This is a genomic window from Bradyrhizobium sp. 41S5 (assembly GCF_011516665.3).
Classification (GTDB): Bacteria; Pseudomonadota; Alphaproteobacteria; order Rhizobiales; family Xanthobacteraceae; genus Bradyrhizobium; species Bradyrhizobium quebecense.
The window spans coordinates 3,331,625-3,347,699 of sequence record NZ_CP083721.1 but is presented as its reverse complement, the minus strand read 5'-3'; the positions used below and the strand labels follow the sequence as shown (position 1 = coordinate 3,347,699).

The window sequence follows — 16,075 nt, the reverse complement described above, 5'->3', positions numbered from 1 at the left end:
GGCGCTAGCAGGCTGTTGAAGAAATGTCGGAACGACGTGCGATGAATGGGATGTCGTCGCCGTTGACGAGGCAGATTTCACCTTCGAGCGATCGGTTATCCTGCAGTTCGGCCCAGCCATCACCGCCGGCTGGCTCCATTTCGTCGTTTCCTTCCCAACTGAACTGGACGGCATCGCTGTCGCAAGGAGCCGTGGATGGAGCCCGTGAGGCAATCGAAGGCGAATTCGCCGCCGATCTCGTGCGTGGCCCGGGGTCTCGACGACGCGCCATCGACCCCGGATGCTCATGCCGGCGCCGTCAGAAGCTTGGGCAGGCGAATGAGGTTATAAGCTGCCAGCGCAAGTGTGAAGGCGGCGTCCACACGCGCACGGCCGCGCAGCTTGATTTTGGCGAGACCGGCGGAACTCTTGATCCAGCCGAATACTTCTTCGATGCGTTTGCGGCAGCGCTGGCTGATGTCATAGCCGGCGTGACGCGTGGTGCGGGCGTCGACCGCCGTCTTGCGTGGCTTGCCGGTCTTGCTCAGATGTCCGTCGATCGCGATATGCGGAGTGACTGACCGCTCTCTCAGGTCGCACACGAACTGGGTGACATCGTAGGCTTTGTCCGCTCCGAGAGTAATCCGCTTCGCGGATCCACGCCCGTCGATCATAGCGAGCGCGGCCTCCCGTTCGGCTGTGCCAGTCGCTTGGCTCACCCCGCCTAAAATCGCCAAACCGTTGCGATTCTCCATCAACGCATGGCCCATGTAGCAGAGCTTGGCCGGCTGGCCGTCGCCCTTCCTGTAGAGCCGGGCCTCGGGATCGGTCGTACTCTCATGGGTCTCGTTGGATCGCTTCTCCTTGTGGAAGCTACGCTCGGCATTGCGTCCCGGACCGTCATGGTCCTTGTCGCTGCCGCCCTTCCTCCGGAAGCTTTTGATCGAAGCCCAGGCTTCAATCAGCGTGCCGTCCACTGAGAAGTGATCGCTTGACAGCAAACGCTTCACCTTCGGCTGCGCCAAAAGCGCGTTTAAGAACTTGGCCGCAATCTCGCCTTCAAGCAGCCGATCCCGGTTCTTCGAGAAGGTTGAATGGTCCCAAACCGCATCGTCGACCCCAAGTCCGACAAACCAGCGGAACAGAAGATCGAACTCCATTCGTTCCATCAGATGCCGCTCCGAGCGAACCCCATAGAACGCCTGCAGCAGCATCGCCCGAAGCAACTTCTCTGGCGCAATCGAGGGCCGGCCGAAGTCCGTATAGAGCTTGCCGAACTCGCCTGACAGATCGCCCAGCGCAGCATTCGCCAGCTCCCTGATCACCCGTAGCGGGTGGTCGGCGCGAACCCGAGCCTCCAGGTCAATATAACTGAATAGCGCGCCAGACCGCTCGTCGCTTCCCCGCATCGCAATCCCCCGCCACGCCCAGATCCTAGGGAATCACGATCTAAACCGCTTCGCCAGCGACTTCTTCAACAGCCTGCTAGTCTTACTGAGTCAGAAAGTCGCGGACGTTTTTGACGACGAATCGGCTACCCGAGGGACTCACGCGAGGGGGAGCTGGAATGGGTAGCCGAAGCGGTAACCAGGGTGAATCGCGATTTACGGCCTATGTCGAGGGTTTGGCGAGCGTGATCGGGCACGCGGATCGGACGAGACCGCTGAGGGACTACTGTGTTGGCCTGATGCTGCCCGGGGATCGCAAAAGCGTCGAGCCGATGGCGGCGATAACAGCCCCGGAGCGAACGGCGGCCCAGCATCAATCATTATTGCATTTCGTCGGCGCGGGCGGATGGTCGGACGAGAAGGTCTTGAGCAAGGTGCGAGAGATGGTCCAGCCCAAGATCGAGCGACACGGTCCGATCGAGGCCTGGATCATCGATGATACTGGCTTTCCCAAGAAAGGGCGGCATTCGGTTGGCGTGGCACGGCAATACTGCGGTCAGCTTGGTAAGCAGGACAATTGCCAAGTGGCGGTCTCGCTATCGATTGCCAATCATCATGCGAGTTTGCCGATCGCCTACCGTTTGTACCTGCCGGAAAGTTGGGCCGAGGATGAGGATCGCCGAGAGAAGGCGGGCGTACCAAAGGATGTCACCTTCAAGACCAAGCCTGAGATCGCGCTGGAGCAGATCCGGTCGGCGTGTGCAGCGGGCATTGCACGCGGTGTTGTGCTGATGGATGCGGGATATGGGGCCGATACCGCGCTGCGCGGGGAAGTGACGGCACTGGGGTTGCGCTATGTTGCCGGTATCTTGCCGCACACCTCTGTCTGGCCACCAGGCACGAGACCGCTGCCACCAAAGCGATGGTCTGGGAATGGGCGGCCGCCAAAGCTGATCCGGCGCGACGACAAAAATAAGCCCTGCTCAGTCAAGGCGCTCGCGCTGCCGAGAACGGCCTGGCGCAATGTCAGATGGCGCGAAGGCAGTGCTGATTGGCTGACCTCGCGCTTTGCACGCGTTCGGGTCCGTCCCGCTAATCGCGATTACTGGCTGAGCGAGCCCCGTGCGGAGGAATGGCTGTTGATCGAATGGCCTGACGGCGAGGCGGAGCCGACCAAATACTGGTTCTCGACACTGCCTGAAAACATCTCCTTCCGCGCCCTGGTCAACTTCGCCAAGCTCAGATGGCGCATCGAACGCGACTACCAAGAGCTCAAGCAGGAGGTCGGCCTGGGGCATTATGAAGGGCGTGGTTGGCGCGGCTTCCATCACCACGCCACGTTATGCATCGCCGCCTACGGCTTCCTGATCTCCGAAAGGGAGACGATTCCCCCCTCACGACCTCGTCGGCCCGCGTTCGTCAAAGAATTTGCGCTTCCCAAAAATCAAAAGCCGCGGGGCGCTACCGCTCAGAACCGAGCGTCATATTCCGAATTCGATCGCTACCATGCGGCGGCGCCTTACCAGCGCATTGGTTAGCCGGCTACGTAGATGTCCGTGCTGCGCAGTCCAAATCCAGGTCGATGCGCCGTCATGATTTGTGACGCAGTAAGACTAGAGCGTCGTCAGATAAAGGCTCGGATCGAAATATTGCGTGGCCGGCGTTGCGGTTGTGAGCGGCGCCTCAGCCACGAAGAAATCGCTGACCTGGTGCAGCCATCGGGCCACGGTGCCGTCGGCATAGAGCCGCTTCCACTCGCGCGACGAAAACATCTTCTGCGCTGATAGCGCTTCCTCGATGTCGGCGATCGACGCCTGTGGATAGTGGTTCTTCCGCAATGTATCGGCCACGGCCTTGCCGTTGCGCAGCACGTGGTCGTTGGCGTCGGCCCAGCCGCGAACGATTCGGTCGAAGACGCCCCGGTTGGCGGCGAAGGCGAGCTGGAAATAGAACGGTTGCTCGGTCCACAGCGTGCCGTCGTTATCGAAGGTCGCGATACGCTCGGCGGGTGGCACGGAGTCCACCCCGCCCTGCGTCGTCACGCGTGCGACGAAACCGGTGATCGCCTTCTTCGCAGCGCCGTCATTCCACGACGGCCGCGGATCGGTCTGGGCAACAGCGGCAGCACAAGCGAACGCGACGCAGTTGACCACGATGAAAGCGATCAGCAGCCCGCGTCGAACAGCAGATGCGACAAAAGCAAACAAGCCCAACCTCACACCAAACGCGAAGATCACACCGGCCCGCAACGGAGCGGGCGGGCCGGCGCGTAGGAGGTACCAGCTATTTCAAGCCACGCTGCTGGAGCTGCTGGTCGATCATCTGGTTGATGCCGGATCGTATCTTGTCGATGCTCTGGGCGCGTTGTCCGGCCTTGGCCCGGTTGTCCTTGATGTCGTCCAGTTGCTCTTCAAGGATCGTGGCCGGCACGAAACTCGGCGGGAACGAGCGCGGCGGAAACTCCCTGAACGTCAACACGAAGGCGCCGACGTCGTCCATCGCGCCATAGACCTGCCCGACATGGTTGAGTTGCCAGTCCCAGAACGTGTTCGAGGTGATGTCGGCCCGTTCGAACGGATCCTGCAACAGATTGAATATTTTCTGGAGGCGAAGCTTGGTAAAGGGCTCCGCCCACACGCCGAGCGTCCCGGGCAGCCGCTGCTCGGCGTAGACATACTTGTAGTCACCCTTGCGCAGTGCCACCAGCAGTCCGTCGTCGTCGGAGTAGAAGAACTTGTCGCGGGCGCTCTTGGTGCCGTTGTTATTGCCGGCTGTGCCGCTGACGGTACGCAGGAACGTGGTCTGGTCGAAGCCGTCTAGGTGGACCTTGTAATTGATGCCGTTCGCGGTGTAGCCGGCCTTGAGCTTATTTACGATATCAGGTTCACCCGCGGCAGAGCACAGCGTTGGAATCCAGTCGTTGTGGCTCATCAGTTCGTTGGTGACTGTGCCTGGCTTAATGACGCCGGGCCATCGCACCAGACATGGGACGCGGAAGGCGCCCTCCCAGTTGGTGTTCTTCTCGGATCGGAACCAGGTCATGGCGCCATCCGGCCACGAGTTCATGTGGGGGCCGTTGTCGCTGGAGTAGACGACGATGGTGTTGTCCGCGATGCCCATGTCGTCGAGAGCCTTGAGCAAGGCACCGACGGTGTCGTCGTGCTCCATCATGCCGTCGATATACTCGCTATCTCCGTGGGTGTAGCGGCCACGATGTTCGGCGCGCACGTGGGTTCGCAGGTGCATCCGGGTCGCGTTGAACCAGCAGAAAAACGGTTTGCCCGCGCCCTGCTGCCGCTTCATGTAGTCGATGGCGGCGGCCGAGGTCTCGTCGTCAACCGTCTCCATGCGCTTCTTGGTGAGTGCCCCGGTGTCCTCAATGGTCTGCTTGCCGATCTTGCCGAAGCGCGGATCGACTGTGGGATCGTCGCGATCGGTCGCCTTGCACTTCAAGACACCTCGTGGGCCGAACTTGGCAAGATAGCTCGGGTCTTTCGGATAATCCGGCAGCTCCGGCTCCTCCTCGGCGTTGAGGTGGTAGAGATTGCCGAAGAATTCGTCGAACCCGTTCACAGTCGGCAGCGACTCGTTGCGATCGCCGACATGATTCTTGCCGAACTGCCCGGTCCCGTAGCCGAGATTCTTGAGCAGGCCCCCGATTGATGGATCGAGCTGACTCATGCCCATCGGGGCGCCGGGAAATCCCACCTTGGTCAGACCGCTGCGGATGCCGTGCTGGCCCGTCAAGAACGCCGCGCGACCGGCGGTGCATGACTGCTCGCCGTAATAGTGCAGGAATTTGATTCCCTCACGCCCGATACGGTCGATGTTGGGGGTCTCGTAACCCATCAGGCCATTCGAATAGGCGCTGATGTTCGCGACGCCGACATCGTCGCCCCAGATCACCAGGATGTTCGGCTTGCGGCCGGAGGTGCCGGCTGGGGCGGGGGTCGCAGGCGCGCCCTTTTGGGCCTGCGCGAGCGCGCTCGACGTCATCGTCGCCGCAGCCACCAGGGCCGACGACCCCAGCAAGATGTTGCGACGGTTCAGCGTGCGGTCTTCGATCTCGTTCGATGACGCTTGATGGCGCCCCTGGTCTCTAGTGTCGTCGGGCATTTCGGCTCCTGTGCACTATGAGGACGATGAACTTGGTTGCGCCGCGGGCGTCCTCTTCACGCAGCGAAATCCCACATGGCTGGTCGATGTATCGACCGGCTCGGCATGACGCGCGGCGGGGCGATAACGGCGGCAATAGTTCGGCGCGCAGAGATGCGAGCCGCCCTTCAGCACCTTGCGCGGAATCCTGATATTCGGTTGGCAGGCGTCGTAGCTCGCGTCCTCGCGGCCGCCGCGCGGATTCTGCGGGATGCAGCAAGGCTTTGCAACGTCGGCCTCATGGCGGGCCGACCACCAGTCGGCGGTCCACTCCCAGACATTGCCGATCATGTCATGGATGCCGTAACCGTTCGGCGGAAACGCAGTCACCGGCGAGGTTCGGTCAAAGCCGTCCTCGCAGAGATTCTGCAGCGGAAAATTGCCCTGCCAGGTGTTGGCCATGTGCTTGCCGCCGGGCGTCAGGGCATTGCCCCAGGCATATTCCTCCTCCTCGAGCCCGCCGCGCGCCGCGAACTCCCACTCGGCTTCGGTCGGAAGCTGCTTGCCGGCCCATTTGGCGTAAGCGAGCGCATCGGCATATGCGATGTGGACGACGGGATGGCTGCTGAGCACGTTGATGTTGCTGCGCGCCCCGTAGGGACGACGCCAGTTCGCGCCGCGCAGGAATGTCCACCATTGGCTCCAGTCGCGCAGGGTGTGGACCCGGCGCGGCGGTGAAAACACCAGCGAGCCGGCGTACAGCATATGCGGCAGCGCACCCGGATATTGCGCGGGATCGGGCGGCCGCTCGGCAACCGTGATGTGGCCGGTCTCCTGCACGAATTCGCGGAACTGGGCGTTGGTCACCGGCGTGCGGTCGATCCAAAAGCCATCGACCGAGGCCCGATGCGCCGGCGCCTCCTCGGGATAATGATGGTCCGAGCCCATGCGGAAGGTGCCGCTGGGAATCCAGACCATGTCGTCGGTCTGCATGCGGTCGTTCGGCTCGGGTTCAGCGGAGGCGATCTCTGCCCGGGACATGGCGATGCACCTGTTCGTGCTACTGTGGGCAATAGTCCCAGAAACGCTGCGTTCTCGATGGGGCGATGACTCCGATGGGCGCTCCGCGGAAAATGCTGCTGAAGATGGCAGCCTTGGAGATCGAAGCCTTGTGGATCACGGGCTTGGGTTCCTGGTGATCGAACGTCGTGCTCGATTGCATCGTCGCGCCCTTCTATTTTTTGACGCTGCACTTTTCGGCAGCGTTGATTGCGTCAGGCCTTCTTCCCTTTCTCTCCTCTTCGCCATCTGGACGAGCGCATCCGCTCCCGCGGCGCGTGCCCCGTCCCGACCGGACGTTGTCGCGAGCTGTTTCGCTTTGAGATCAAACATTAGCGCAACTCGCCTTGCGTGTGATGTGCAATTTGTGCCGATCGCAACCCAAGGCGTGCAGCCTTAACGGAAGATGTCCCAATTCCATCAATCCGATGCTGTCGTCAGATTTGTTTTTCGAGAAAACAAGCGGAAAACTGCGCGTTTGCAAAATCCGACCTACGAGCTAGCCGTTCGAATCCAGCCAAGCGAGGCACGATGTCGCACGGCGCTCGGTGCACCGACTACAAGCGCCTCGGTCAATCTCACGCAGTTTCGAACGGGGGATTTGCCGCAGACGCCGACTTGCTTCGCATTGGGCTTGCCTTGATCCCAGATACGACACACGGTCACGGCGACTGCCGAGGTTCCATCCGGTGGTTCGGGTCGTCACAGCCATCCCGGTGCTGAAACCCGCTATGTGCTCGAAGACGAGCTGGAACTTGTGATCGACGGCAAGCTGCCGTTGAAGCTTAAGGCAGGCCATTCCTGCCAGATCCCGGAAGGTGCGGGTATGGCGTGATCAAGCCGGACCACACCGTCGACGTGGTGCTGCGCTGGGACCATTTGGTCTGTGACGCCGCCCTGATCGTCCAGACCCTGGCCCGGCTCGAGCAGGTGCTCGGCGGCGCAATCGCCGCCGAATTGGGCGCGATCCGGCCGCAAGCCGACGCTCGGCCGGTCCGGGCCGCCGGGACCCGGCTTTGAGCCGCGAAAGGGGGCCCATTTTGACGCCGATTCGGTCCAAATCGCCCCCCCGTTTTGTTTGACAGGACCGGACTTTCTCCTTATGACCACCCTGCTCGCGGGCCGGTTTCGGCCCGCGATGCGTTTCGCGACCCGTGGTTCTCCCCGAGCTTTCGAGGCGGACCTGTCGGTACGGGCCTTTTGGCCGGTACACAGGAGGGCGCGTCTCCTCAAACCTGAAACTGACAAAACGCCGGGCGCTTCGTGCGACGGCTATCAAAGAGGACGCGATGACAAAGCGCAGTGAGGCGAAGTACAAGATCGATCGCCGCATGGGCCAGAATATCTGGGGCCGCCCGAAGAGCCCCGTGAACCGCCGCGAGTACGGCCCCGGCCAGCACGGCCAGCGCCGCAAGGGCAAGCTCTCCGACTTCGGCGTGCAGCTCCGCGCCAAGCAGAAGCTCAAGGGCTACTACGCCAACATTTCCGAGCGCCAGTTCCACGGCATCTATGTCGAGGCCAGCCGCCTGAAGGGCGACACCGGCGAGAACCTGATCGGCCTGCTCGAGCGCCGTCTCGACACCGTGGTCTATCGCGCCAAGTTCGTCGCCACGATGTTCGCCGCGCGCCAGTTCATCAACCATGGCCACGTCAAGGTGAACGGCCGCAAGGTCAACATCGGCAGCTACAAGCTGAAGGTCGGCGACACCATCGAGGTCAAGGAAGCCTCCAAGCAGCTGACCCCGGTGCTGGAGGCCGCCCAGCTGCCCGAGCGCGACCTGCCCGACTTCCTCGAAGTCGATCATGGCAAGATGACCGCGAAGTTCGTCCGCATCCCGGCGCTCGGCGACGTGCCGTTCCCGGTGCAGATGGAGCCGCATCTGATCGTCGAATTCTATTCGCGCTGATCACAGCAGCATTGCGAGATCCGAAAGGCCCCGGTTTTGCCGGGGCCTTTTTGTTTGGCTACAGTCGCGGCACGTCGACCGAGAGAAACATCATGCACTACACCCCTGCCCGGCCCGATCCCAAGGCGCCCGCCGTCCGCATCAACCTGTTGTCGGACACCCAAACCAAGCCGACGCCGGCGATGCGCGAGGCGATGGCAAGGGCGGAGGTCGGCGACGAGCAGGTCGGTGACGATCCGACCACCAATGAGCTCTGCGCCCGCGTCGCCGATATGCTCGGCAAGGAAGCCGCCGTCTTCATGCCGTCGGGCACGATGTGCAACGTCGCGGCGACGCTGGCCTATTGCCGCCCCGGCGACGAGATCCTGGCGCACGCGACCGCGCATATCATCGCCCGCGAGGGCGGCGCGCATGCCGCGCTCGGCGGCTTCCAGATCACGCAGCTGCCGGGCGATGACGGCCAGTTCACGCCGGAGACCTTTCGCGCCGCGCTGCATCCGCGCACCCGCTACCAGCCGCCGCAGGTGCTCGTCAGCGTCGAGCAGACCGCCAATATCGGCGGCGGCACGATCTGGAAGAAGACCGCGCTGGACGAGGTCGTGCGCATCGCCAAGGAGCACGGTCTTGTGACCCACATGGACGGTGCGCGGCTCCTGAACGCGACGGTCGCCTCCGGCATCTCGCCGCGCGACATGACGGCGGGATGGGATTCCGCCTGGATCGATTTCTCCAAGGGCCTGGGCGCGCCGATCGGCGGCGTGATCGCCGGCACCCGCGCCTTCATCGACGACGTCTGGCGCTGGAAGCAGCGGCTCGGCGGCTCGATGCGGCAGTCCGGCGTCTGTGCCGCCGCCTGCATCTACGCGCTCGATCGCCATGTCGATCGCCTCGCCGACGACCATGCCAATGCGCGGGCGCTGGCGCGCGGGCTGGCGCAGATCAACGGCATCGCCGTGCAGGCGCCCGAGACCAACCTCGTCTTTTTCAAGCCGGACGGCGCCGGCGTCTCCGGCGACAAGATGGTCAGCGAGTTGCGCAAGCGCGGGGTGACGCTCGCGATGATGGACGGCCGGATCAGGGCCTGCACGCATCTCGACGTCACGGCCGCGATGATCGAGGAAGCGGTCGGTCACGTCAGGGATATCGTGCGCGGGGCGTAGCTACGTAGCCCGATGAGCGTCTAAAGCGCGATGAGATCAGGTTGAATCGTCATCGCGCTTTAGATTCTTGTTTTAGCATGATCTTTTCGGAAAACCGCTTCGCACTTTTCCGGATCGTGCCTTAGCGCCCCATCGCCTGATAGATCAGCGTCTTCAGCTTCTGCTGGATCCGGCCGCGCTGTGACGGCGTCTGCACCATGAAGATCCCGAACAGATCGTCGGCGGGATCGATGAAGAAGAACGTGCCCCCGACGCCGTCCCAGCGATATTCGCCGAGCGGCCATGCGGTGTTCGGCGGCACCGAGGTGCGGACCGCGAAGCCGAGGCCGAAGCCGGAGTTCGGCCCCGGATAATAGTTCTTGTCGCGCACGGCACCGGTTTCGGGACCGATGTGATCTGACGCCATCAGCGCGATGGTTTCCGGTTTCAGATAGCGCTTCCCCCCATAGCTGCCGCCGTTCAACAGCATCTGCGAGAAGCGTGCATAGTCGCCGACGGTGCCGACCATGCCGCCGCCGCCGGATTCCCGTCGCAGCGGCTGGCGCGGGTCGCGAACCTCGGCCACCGGGCTGATCCTGCGATCCTTCGGCATCGGCTCGGCGATCAGCGGCCATTTCGCCCGGTCGGCAACATAGAATGCGGTCTCGTTCATCCCGAGCGGGCCGAGCAGCCGCTCCTTCTCGACCTGGAACAGGGGTTTCCCCGAGATTACCTCGATGACGCGGCCGAGCACGTCGGTGGAATAGCCATAATCCCATTGCGTGCCGGGTTGCTCGGCGAGCGGCAGCGCGGTGAGCCGCGCCACGAATTCGGCATTGTCGGGATCGTTGTTGAACAGGCCGGCATCGGCGTAGGTCTTGTTCACGACACCGCCGCCATAATAGCCGTAGGGCAGTCCTGCCGTGTGCCGCATCAGGTCTTCGATCGTCACTGGACGCTTGAGCGGCTCCAGCGTCATCGTCGCGTTGCCCTCATCGCCGCGCTTTTCGACGCCGACCTTCATGTCGGCAAAGGCCGGGATGTATTTCGACACCGGATCGCTGAGCGCAAGCTTGCCTTCCTCCACCAGCATCATCGCGATGACTGACGTGATCGGCTTCGACATCGAATAGAGGCGGAAGATGGTATCCGCGCTCATCGAGAGTTCGGTTGCGACGTCGCGAACCCCGAAATTCTCGTAATAGACCGGCTTGCCGTGCTGCTGCAGCAGCAGGATCGCGCCGGGAATCTTCCCGGTCGCGACCTCGTTCCTGACATAGTCGGAGACCTTGGCGAAGCCTTCCGGAGAAAAGCTCTGCGCGGCCGGCCCCGCGGAGCCGGCCTGCGCAATCGTAGCAGCGGACGCGAGCACGAGTGCCGCGACGAGTGCGCGGCACTCGCGCATATCAGTTTTCCATGGCTTCATAGACGAGTTGCTTCAGCATCCGCTGGATGGGCTGGCGCTGGCTCGGTGTTTGCTCCAGCAGGATGAAGAACATGTCCTGCTTGCGGTCAATCACGTAATAGCAGCCGCTTGCTCCGTCCCACTTCAGTTCACCGAGATCGCCGGGCGGTGGCGGCTTCGCAGTGCCCGGATCGGTACGCACCGCGATGCCAAGCCCGAAGCCGAAGCCGTCGCCGGGGAAGTAGAAAAAGTCGCGCTCGACGCCGGAGCCCGGGCCGACGCGGTCGGTCGTCAGTTCCTTGAATGTCTCGGGCTTCATGATGGTCTTGCCGTCGAGAGTGCCCCCGTTGAGGAGCATTTGCGCGAAGCGCGCGTAATCCGCCATGGTCGAGACCATGCCGCCGCTGGCGGACTCCCATTTCTTGACCTTGGTCGGATCGTTCACCCGGCCGACCCGGAAGTCGCTGTCGTTCGGCATCGGTTCCGCCATCAGCTTCTGCTTCTCGGGATCGGTGACGAAGAAGCCGGTGTCCTTCATCCCGAGTGGGTCGAGCAGCCTTTCGTGCTCGATCGTTGAGAGCTTCTCGCCGGTGGTTACCTCCATCACGCGCGCCAGAATGTCGGTGGAATGGCCGTATTGCCAGAGCGCGCCGGGCTGGTTGTGCAGCGGCAGCTTGGCGATCCGCTCGGCGAATTCGGCAAGATCGAAATCGCCGGCATAAATATTGGCTTCCTTGTAGGCCTTGCGGACCAGGCTGTCGCCATAGAAGCCGTAGGTGATGCCCGACGTATGCGTCATCAAATCGAGGATCGTGATCGGGCGCTGCGGCGGCACCAGTTCGAGCGTCTTGGTGCCGTCCTCGGCCTTCTTCTCGACGCCGACCTTCACATTGGCAAAGGAAGGAATGTATTTCGAGACGGGATCGTCGAGCTTGTATTTGCCCTCTTCCAGCAGTTGCATCGACACCACGGCGGTGATCGACTTGGACATCGAAGCCAGCCGGAAGATGGTCTTGTCGGTGATCGGCGCCTTGCTGACCACGTCCTGCACGCCGAAGGCCTCGTGATACACCGGCTTGCCGTGCTGCTGGATCAGGACGATGGCGCCGGGAATCTTTCCGGTCGCGACCTCGTTCTTGAAGAACTCGCTGATCTTGGCGAGCTTGTCGGGGTTGAAATGCGCGCCCGCCGGAATCTCGTAGGTGCCCTCGGTGTGCGCGTAAGCCAACGATGCCGCCAGCAACACCGCGCCGGCTGCGGCGGCGCACGTCAAACGAAGTGAATGCATTTGATCAATCCCTTCCCGGAAATCACGGGGAAGTGTAGCGGCGGTATCATCAGGCACAAGGGCTACCGAGGCTATCCAGGACCTTCCGATGGAGCTCGCCGCCTTGCGCCGAGAAGCAGCAGAAGATCGCCTGCGTGACGCCGGGTGCGGCTGCCAGGGCGTCGACGACGGCCTTGACCGCAATAGCGGCGGCGCGGTCCGGCGGGAAATGATAGACGCCGGTCGAGATGGCGGGAAATGCGACGGAGCCGAGCCCGTTAGCGTGGCACAACTCGATGCCTCGCCGATAGCAGGATGCGAGCAGCGCATCCTCGTTTTGGGTGCCGCCATGCCAGATCGGCCCGACGGCATGGATCACATGTTTGGCAGGGAGCCGGTAGCCCCCGGTGATCTTGGCATCGCCCGCCTTGCAGCCGTGCAGCGTGCGGCATTCCGCACGCAATTCGGGGCCCGCGGCGCGGTGGATCGCGCCGTCGACGCCACCGCCCCCAAGCAGCGACGAATTGGCCGCGTTGACGATGGCGTCAACGCGCAGGGTCGTGATGTCGGTAACGATGACTTCGAGCCGCGCCTTGCCGATCTGGCGCGCCGTCAAGGTCAGGCAGCCACGTCCACCGGGATGCCCTTGTCGGCAAACAACTGCTGCAATTCACCGGCCTGGAACATCTCGCGGATGATGTCGCAACCGCCGACGAACTCGCCCTTCACATAGAGCTGCGGAATCGTCGGCCAGTTCGAATAAACCTTGATGCCGTCGCGCAGCTCGGCCGATTCCAGAACGTTGAGGCCCTTGTAGCCGACACCGATGTGGTCGAGGATTTGCACGACCTGACCGGAAAACCCGCACTGCGGGAATTGCGGCGTGCCCTTCATGAACAGCACGACGTCGTTCGACTTCACTTCGTTGTCGATGAATTGCTCGATGCTCATTTTCGCTTCCTTCGGGGGCGGCGCTCTCAAGCCTTGCGGGCCGGCCCACCCTTCTAACCCGTGACTGGCTATATATGTAGCTCAAACCATTGTGCATCCAAAGCAAAATGGCGGAAATCTGGCATGCGGCCTGGGCCGGACGGCGCCGCAAAAAGGGCCAGGATTATCTGACGGCCCCAATATCATCATGGGGGAGGCTTTTTTCCCGTAACGGAGCCCCTATCTAGGACGAACTGTCCGTCTGGAACCAGTTTACCGAAGCAACGTTCTCCCCTTGAATCGGAGACCATCGTTGACGAAACCAGCCTCTGCCGCGGCCGCCATTCCCGGCACCTCCCCGTCATTGTCCTCCGAATCCGGTTCGCTCGCGCAGCGGCTGGTGGACGCCTATCGCGCGGTCCGCGACGAGACCGAGCGCCGGGCCGCGCCGCTGTCGGCGGAAGACCAGCTGATCCAGTCGATGCCGGATGCGAGCCCCACGAAGTGGCACCGCGCCCACACGACCTGGTTCTTCGAGCAGTTTCTGCTCGGCGAGCACGTCAAGGGCTACACGCCGTTCCACCCGCACTACGCCTATCTGTTCAATTCCTATTACGTCAGCGCCGGCCCCCGCCATGCCCGCCACCAGCGCGGCCATCTGACCCGCCCGACCGCCGACGAAGTCACCGCCTACCGCCGCCATGTCGACGCCGAGGTGGTGAAATTCTTCGAGAGCGCCCCGACGGACAAGCTCGCGGCGCTGGTGCCGCTGGTCGAGGTCGGGCTCAATCACGAGCAGCAGCATCAGGAGCTGATGTACACCGACATCCTGCATGCCTTCGCACAGAACCCGATCCCGCCGGCCTACGATCCGGCGTGGCGCTTCCCGGCATCGCAGCTCGGGCCTGAGGAATGGGTGACGCTCAACGAGGGCATCCACACCGTCGGCCACGCCGACGACAGCTTCCATTTCGACAATGAGAAGCCCGCGCATCGCGCGCTGGTCGGCCCGGTCAGGCTCGCCAAGAACCTCGTCACCAATGCCGACTGGCTCGCCTTCATGAAGGACGGCGGCTACTCCACCGCCACGCTGTGGCTGATGGACGGCTTCGGCACCGTGAGCAACGAGGGCTGGCAGGCGCCGGGCCACTGGCGCGAGATCGACGGCGAATGGAAGATCATGACGCTCGGCGGTTTGCAGCCGATCGATCCGCAGGCTCCCGTTTGCCACGTCAGCTACTACGAAGCCGACGCTTTCGCCCGCTGGGCCGGCAAGCATCTGCCGACCGAGATGGAATGGGAGGTCGCGGCCCGCGCCGGCCTGCTCAACGACGCCTACGGCATCGTCTGGCAATGGACCCGCAGCGCCTATTCGCCCTACCCGGGCTACCGCGCGATCGAAGGCGCGCTCGGCGAGTACAACGGCAAGTTCATGGTCAACCAGCTCGTGCTGCGCGGCTCGTCGCTGGCGACGCCGGCCGGTCACAGCCGTGTCACCTATCGCAACTTCTTCTATCCGCACCATCGCTGGCAATTCACGGGGTTACGCCTCGCCGACTATGCCTGATTGAGTCCTGTCGACATCGATAACGCGTCGGTAAGCGCGTTCGGGAGAGTATCATGAATGTGCATGCCGCCACTTTGGCCAAAGCGTATCCGTTCGACGAAGCGACATCGGCGTTTGCCGGCGATGTGATCGGCGATCTCGCCCGTCACCCGAAACGGCTGTCGCCGAAATATTTCTACGACGCCACCGGCTCGGAGCTGTTCGAGCAGATCACGGTGCTGCCGGAATATTATCCGACGCGCACCGAGCTCGGCATCCTGCGCGATCGCGGCCACGAAATCGCTGCGATCATCCCCGAGGGCGCGGCGCTGGTCGAGTTCGGCGCCGGCGCGACCACCAAGGTGCGCCTCTTGCTCGAGCACTGCGAATTCGCCGCCTATGTGCCGGTCGATATCTCCGGCGATTTCCTCAAGGCCCAGGCCGATGGCCTGCGCCGGGATTTTCCGGGTCTTGGCATCTATCCGGTCGCGGCCGATTTCACCACGCCGTTCGCACTGCCCGATGCGGTCACTGACATGCCGAAGGTCGGCTTCTTCCCGGGCTCGACGCTCGGCAATTTCGAGCCAAGCGAGGCCTTGGCCTTCCTGCGCAGTGCGCGCAAGATCCTCGGCCACGGCGCGCAGATGATCATCGGCGTCGACCTCGAGAAGGACGAGCGCGTGCTGTACGACGCCTATAACGACGCAGCCGGCGTCACCGCCCGCTTCAACCTTAATGTGCTGGTTCGGATCAACCGCGAGCTCGGCGGCAATTTCGACGTGTCGGGCTTCACGCACCGCTCGATCTACAACCGCGACCGCCATCGCATCGAGATGCACCTGATCAGCCGCAAGGCGCAGACCGTGCGCATCCTCGGCAACACCTTCGCGTTCCGTCCGGGCGAGAGCATTCACACCGAGAACAGCTACAAATACTCGCTCGAGCGATTCACCGCGCTCGCCCGCAGCGCGAGCTGGACAGTGCGCGACAGCTGGACCGACGCCAACACCATGTTCTCGGTGCACGCGCTGGTCGCGGACTAAGACCAAACCGGACGGGGCTCGGTCATGGGCCGGCGTGCGCTGCAGATCGCAACAATGGTGCTCGCCCTCGTCCCGATCCTGACCGGCATCATCAGCATGCTCGGCGTGAGCGACCCGCTCTACGCCTCGTCGGGCGTTCCGGCGCTGCCGGTGCTCGACAGCAATCTGCGCTTCTTCGGCGGGGTCTGGCTCGGTCTCGGCCTTGCTCTGCTCTGGCTGGTGCCGCGCATCGAAACCGAGAGCGTGCTGTTCCGCGTGGTCTGGGGCGGCATCTTCCTCGGCGGCATCGGCAGGCTGCTGTAGATGGCGATGGTGGC

Annotated in this window: 16 protein-coding genes and 1 pseudogene; 8 read left to right on the top strand and 9 right to left on the bottom strand. The window is 63.0% G+C overall.

Translation table 11 applies throughout. From position 1 onward, the window contains the following. Positions 1-4: 4 nt before the first annotated feature. Together HAP47_RS41315 and HAP47_RS15740 are read right to left on the bottom strand one after the other, a co-directional pair. Positions 5-139, bottom strand: coding sequence for a hypothetical protein (locus HAP47_RS41315; protein ID WP_256459761.1), 135 nt, complete (start codon positions 137-139; stop codon positions 5-7). A 145-nt stretch (positions 140-284) separates the two neighbouring features. Further along, positions 285-1,388 (bottom strand): IS5 family transposase, encoded by a 1,104-nt coding sequence (locus tag HAP47_RS15740; RefSeq protein ID WP_173637459.1) that lies wholly within the window; start codon positions 1,386-1,388, stop codon positions 285-287. A 158-nt stretch (positions 1,389-1,546) separates the two neighbouring features. Between HAP47_RS15740 and HAP47_RS15735 the strand changes: the two genes are divergently transcribed. Then, a complete protein-coding gene (locus HAP47_RS15735) occupies positions 1,547-2,905 on the top strand; it encodes an IS701 family transposase (protein WP_173637460.1) in 1,359 nt (452 codons plus the stop codon). A 381-nt stretch (positions 2,906-3,286) separates the two neighbouring features. On the opposite strand, the pseudogene HAP47_RS15730 reads toward HAP47_RS15735, so the two are convergent. The 3 genes and pseudogenes from HAP47_RS15730 to HAP47_RS15720 form a co-directional block, all read right to left on the bottom strand. Then, positions 3,287-3,532: pseudogene (locus HAP47_RS15730) on the bottom strand (haloacid dehalogenase-like hydrolase); the annotation flags it as partial. Positions 3,533-3,650: 118 nt separating this feature from the next. Continuing rightward, entirely contained in the window at positions 3,651-5,483 is a 1,833-nt protein-coding gene (locus tag HAP47_RS15725) for an arylsulfatase (protein WP_210285212.1), read from the bottom strand. A gap of 15 nt (positions 5,484-5,498) precedes the next feature. Beyond that, positions 5,499-6,503, bottom strand: coding sequence for a formylglycine-generating enzyme family protein (locus tag HAP47_RS15720; RefSeq protein ID WP_173637461.1), 1,005 nt, complete (start codon positions 6,501-6,503; stop codon positions 5,499-5,501). A 751-nt stretch (positions 6,504-7,254) separates the two neighbouring features. Here HAP47_RS15720 and HAP47_RS15715 point away from each other — a divergent pair. The 4 genes from HAP47_RS15715 (at position 7,255) to HAP47_RS15700 (ending at position 9,588) form a co-directional block, all read left to right on the top strand. Then, positions 7,255-7,356, top strand: a complete 102-nt coding sequence (locus tag HAP47_RS15715) for a hypothetical protein (RefSeq protein ID WP_231168897.1) — start codon at positions 7,255-7,257, stop codon at positions 7,354-7,356. After that, entirely contained in the window at positions 7,353-7,541 is a 189-nt protein-coding gene (locus HAP47_RS15710) for a hypothetical protein (protein ID WP_173637462.1), read from the top strand. Before HAP47_RS15715 ends, HAP47_RS15710 begins: the two co-directional genes overlap by 4 nt. A gap of 269 nt (positions 7,542-7,810) precedes the next feature. Next, a complete protein-coding gene (gene rpsD, locus HAP47_RS15705) occupies positions 7,811-8,428 on the top strand; it encodes a 30S ribosomal protein S4 (RefSeq protein WP_092115295.1) in 618 nt (205 codons plus the stop codon). A 92-nt stretch (positions 8,429-8,520) separates the two neighbouring features. Then, positions 8,521-9,588: a threonine aldolase family protein gene (locus tag HAP47_RS15700; protein WP_173637463.1), complete on the top strand. Its 1,068-nt coding sequence runs from the start codon at positions 8,521-8,523 to the stop codon at positions 9,586-9,588. Positions 9,589-9,709: 121 nt separating this feature from the next. Here HAP47_RS15700 and HAP47_RS15695 read toward each other — a convergent pair whose 3' ends face one another. The 4 genes from HAP47_RS15695 to grxD are packed head-to-tail and all read right to left on the bottom strand — an operon-like array spanning position 9,710 to position 13,190. Beyond that, positions 9,710-10,972, bottom strand: coding sequence for a serine hydrolase domain-containing protein (locus HAP47_RS15695; RefSeq protein ID WP_173637464.1), 1,263 nt, complete (start codon positions 10,970-10,972; stop codon positions 9,710-9,712). A gap of 1 nt (position 10,973) precedes the next feature. Beyond that, positions 10,974-12,260, bottom strand: coding sequence for a serine hydrolase domain-containing protein (locus HAP47_RS15690; protein ID WP_173637465.1), 1,287 nt, complete (start codon positions 12,258-12,260; stop codon positions 10,974-10,976). Positions 12,261-12,309: 49 nt separating this feature from the next. Continuing rightward, positions 12,310-12,861 (bottom strand): O-acetyl-ADP-ribose deacetylase, encoded by a 552-nt coding sequence (locus HAP47_RS15685; RefSeq protein ID WP_173640481.1) that lies wholly within the window; start codon positions 12,859-12,861, stop codon positions 12,310-12,312. Further along, complete coding sequence (gene grxD, locus HAP47_RS15680) at positions 12,858-13,190, bottom strand: Grx4 family monothiol glutaredoxin (RefSeq protein WP_028336765.1); 333 nt, start codon at positions 13,188-13,190, stop codon at positions 12,858-12,860. Before grxD ends, HAP47_RS15685 begins: the two co-directional genes overlap by 4 nt. A gap of 292 nt (positions 13,191-13,482) precedes the next feature. On the opposite strand from grxD, the gene egtB reads away from it, so the two are divergent. The 3 genes from egtB to HAP47_RS15665 are packed head-to-tail and all read left to right on the top strand — an operon-like array spanning position 13,483 to position 16,061. Next, complete coding sequence (egtB, locus tag HAP47_RS15675) at positions 13,483-14,736, top strand: ergothioneine biosynthesis protein EgtB (RefSeq protein ID WP_173637466.1); 1,254 nt, start codon at positions 13,483-13,485, stop codon at positions 14,734-14,736. A gap of 53 nt (positions 14,737-14,789) precedes the next feature. Then, complete coding sequence (gene egtD, locus HAP47_RS15670) at positions 14,790-15,758, top strand: L-histidine N(alpha)-methyltransferase (RefSeq protein WP_173637467.1); 969 nt, start codon at positions 14,790-14,792, stop codon at positions 15,756-15,758. Between the two features lie 24 nt (positions 15,759-15,782). Continuing rightward, a complete protein-coding gene (locus HAP47_RS15665; protein ID WP_231168896.1) occupies positions 15,783-16,061 on the top strand; it encodes a DUF4345 family protein in 279 nt (92 codons plus the stop codon). Positions 16,062-16,075 lie beyond the last annotated feature (14 nt).

What these genes read in the sequence shown, in the direction of transcription:
- HAP47_RS15665 (WP_231168896.1), top strand. Translation starts at nt 15,783, where the DNA reads ATGGGCCGGCGTGCGCTGCAGATCGCAACAATGGTGCTCGCCCTCGTC.
- HAP47_RS41315 (WP_256459761.1), bottom strand. Translation starts at nt 139, where the DNA reads ATGGAGCCAGCCGGCGGTGATGGCTGGGCCGAACTGCAGGATAACCGA.
- HAP47_RS15695 (WP_173637464.1), bottom strand. Translation starts at nt 10,972, where the DNA reads ATGCGCGAGTGCCGCGCACTCGTCGCGGCACTCGTGCTCGCGTCCGCT.
- HAP47_RS15700 (WP_173637463.1), top strand. Translation starts at nt 8,521, where the DNA reads ATGCACTACACCCCTGCCCGGCCCGATCCCAAGGCGCCCGCCGTCCGC.
- HAP47_RS15740 (WP_173637459.1), bottom strand. Translation starts at nt 1,388, where the DNA reads ATGCGGGGAAGCGACGAGCGGTCTGGCGCGCTATTCAGTTATATTGAC.
- HAP47_RS15735 (WP_173637460.1), top strand. Translation starts at nt 1,547, where the DNA reads ATGGGTAGCCGAAGCGGTAACCAGGGTGAATCGCGATTTACGGCCTAT.
- egtD (WP_173637467.1), top strand. Translation starts at nt 14,790, where the DNA reads ATGAATGTGCATGCCGCCACTTTGGCCAAAGCGTATCCGTTCGACGAA.
- HAP47_RS15720 (WP_173637461.1), bottom strand. Translation starts at nt 6,503, where the DNA reads ATGTCCCGGGCAGAGATCGCCTCCGCTGAACCCGAGCCGAACGACCGC.
- HAP47_RS15690 (WP_173637465.1), bottom strand. Translation starts at nt 12,260, where the DNA reads ATGCATTCACTTCGTTTGACGTGCGCCGCCGCAGCCGGCGCGGTGTTG.
- grxD (WP_028336765.1), bottom strand. Translation starts at nt 13,190, where the DNA reads ATGAGCATCGAGCAATTCATCGACAACGAAGTGAAGTCGAACGACGTC.
- rpsD (WP_092115295.1), top strand. Translation starts at nt 7,811, where the DNA reads ATGACAAAGCGCAGTGAGGCGAAGTACAAGATCGATCGCCGCATGGGC.
- HAP47_RS15725 (WP_210285212.1), bottom strand. Translation starts at nt 5,483, where the DNA reads ATGCCCGACGACACTAGAGACCAGGGGCGCCATCAAGCGTCATCGAAC.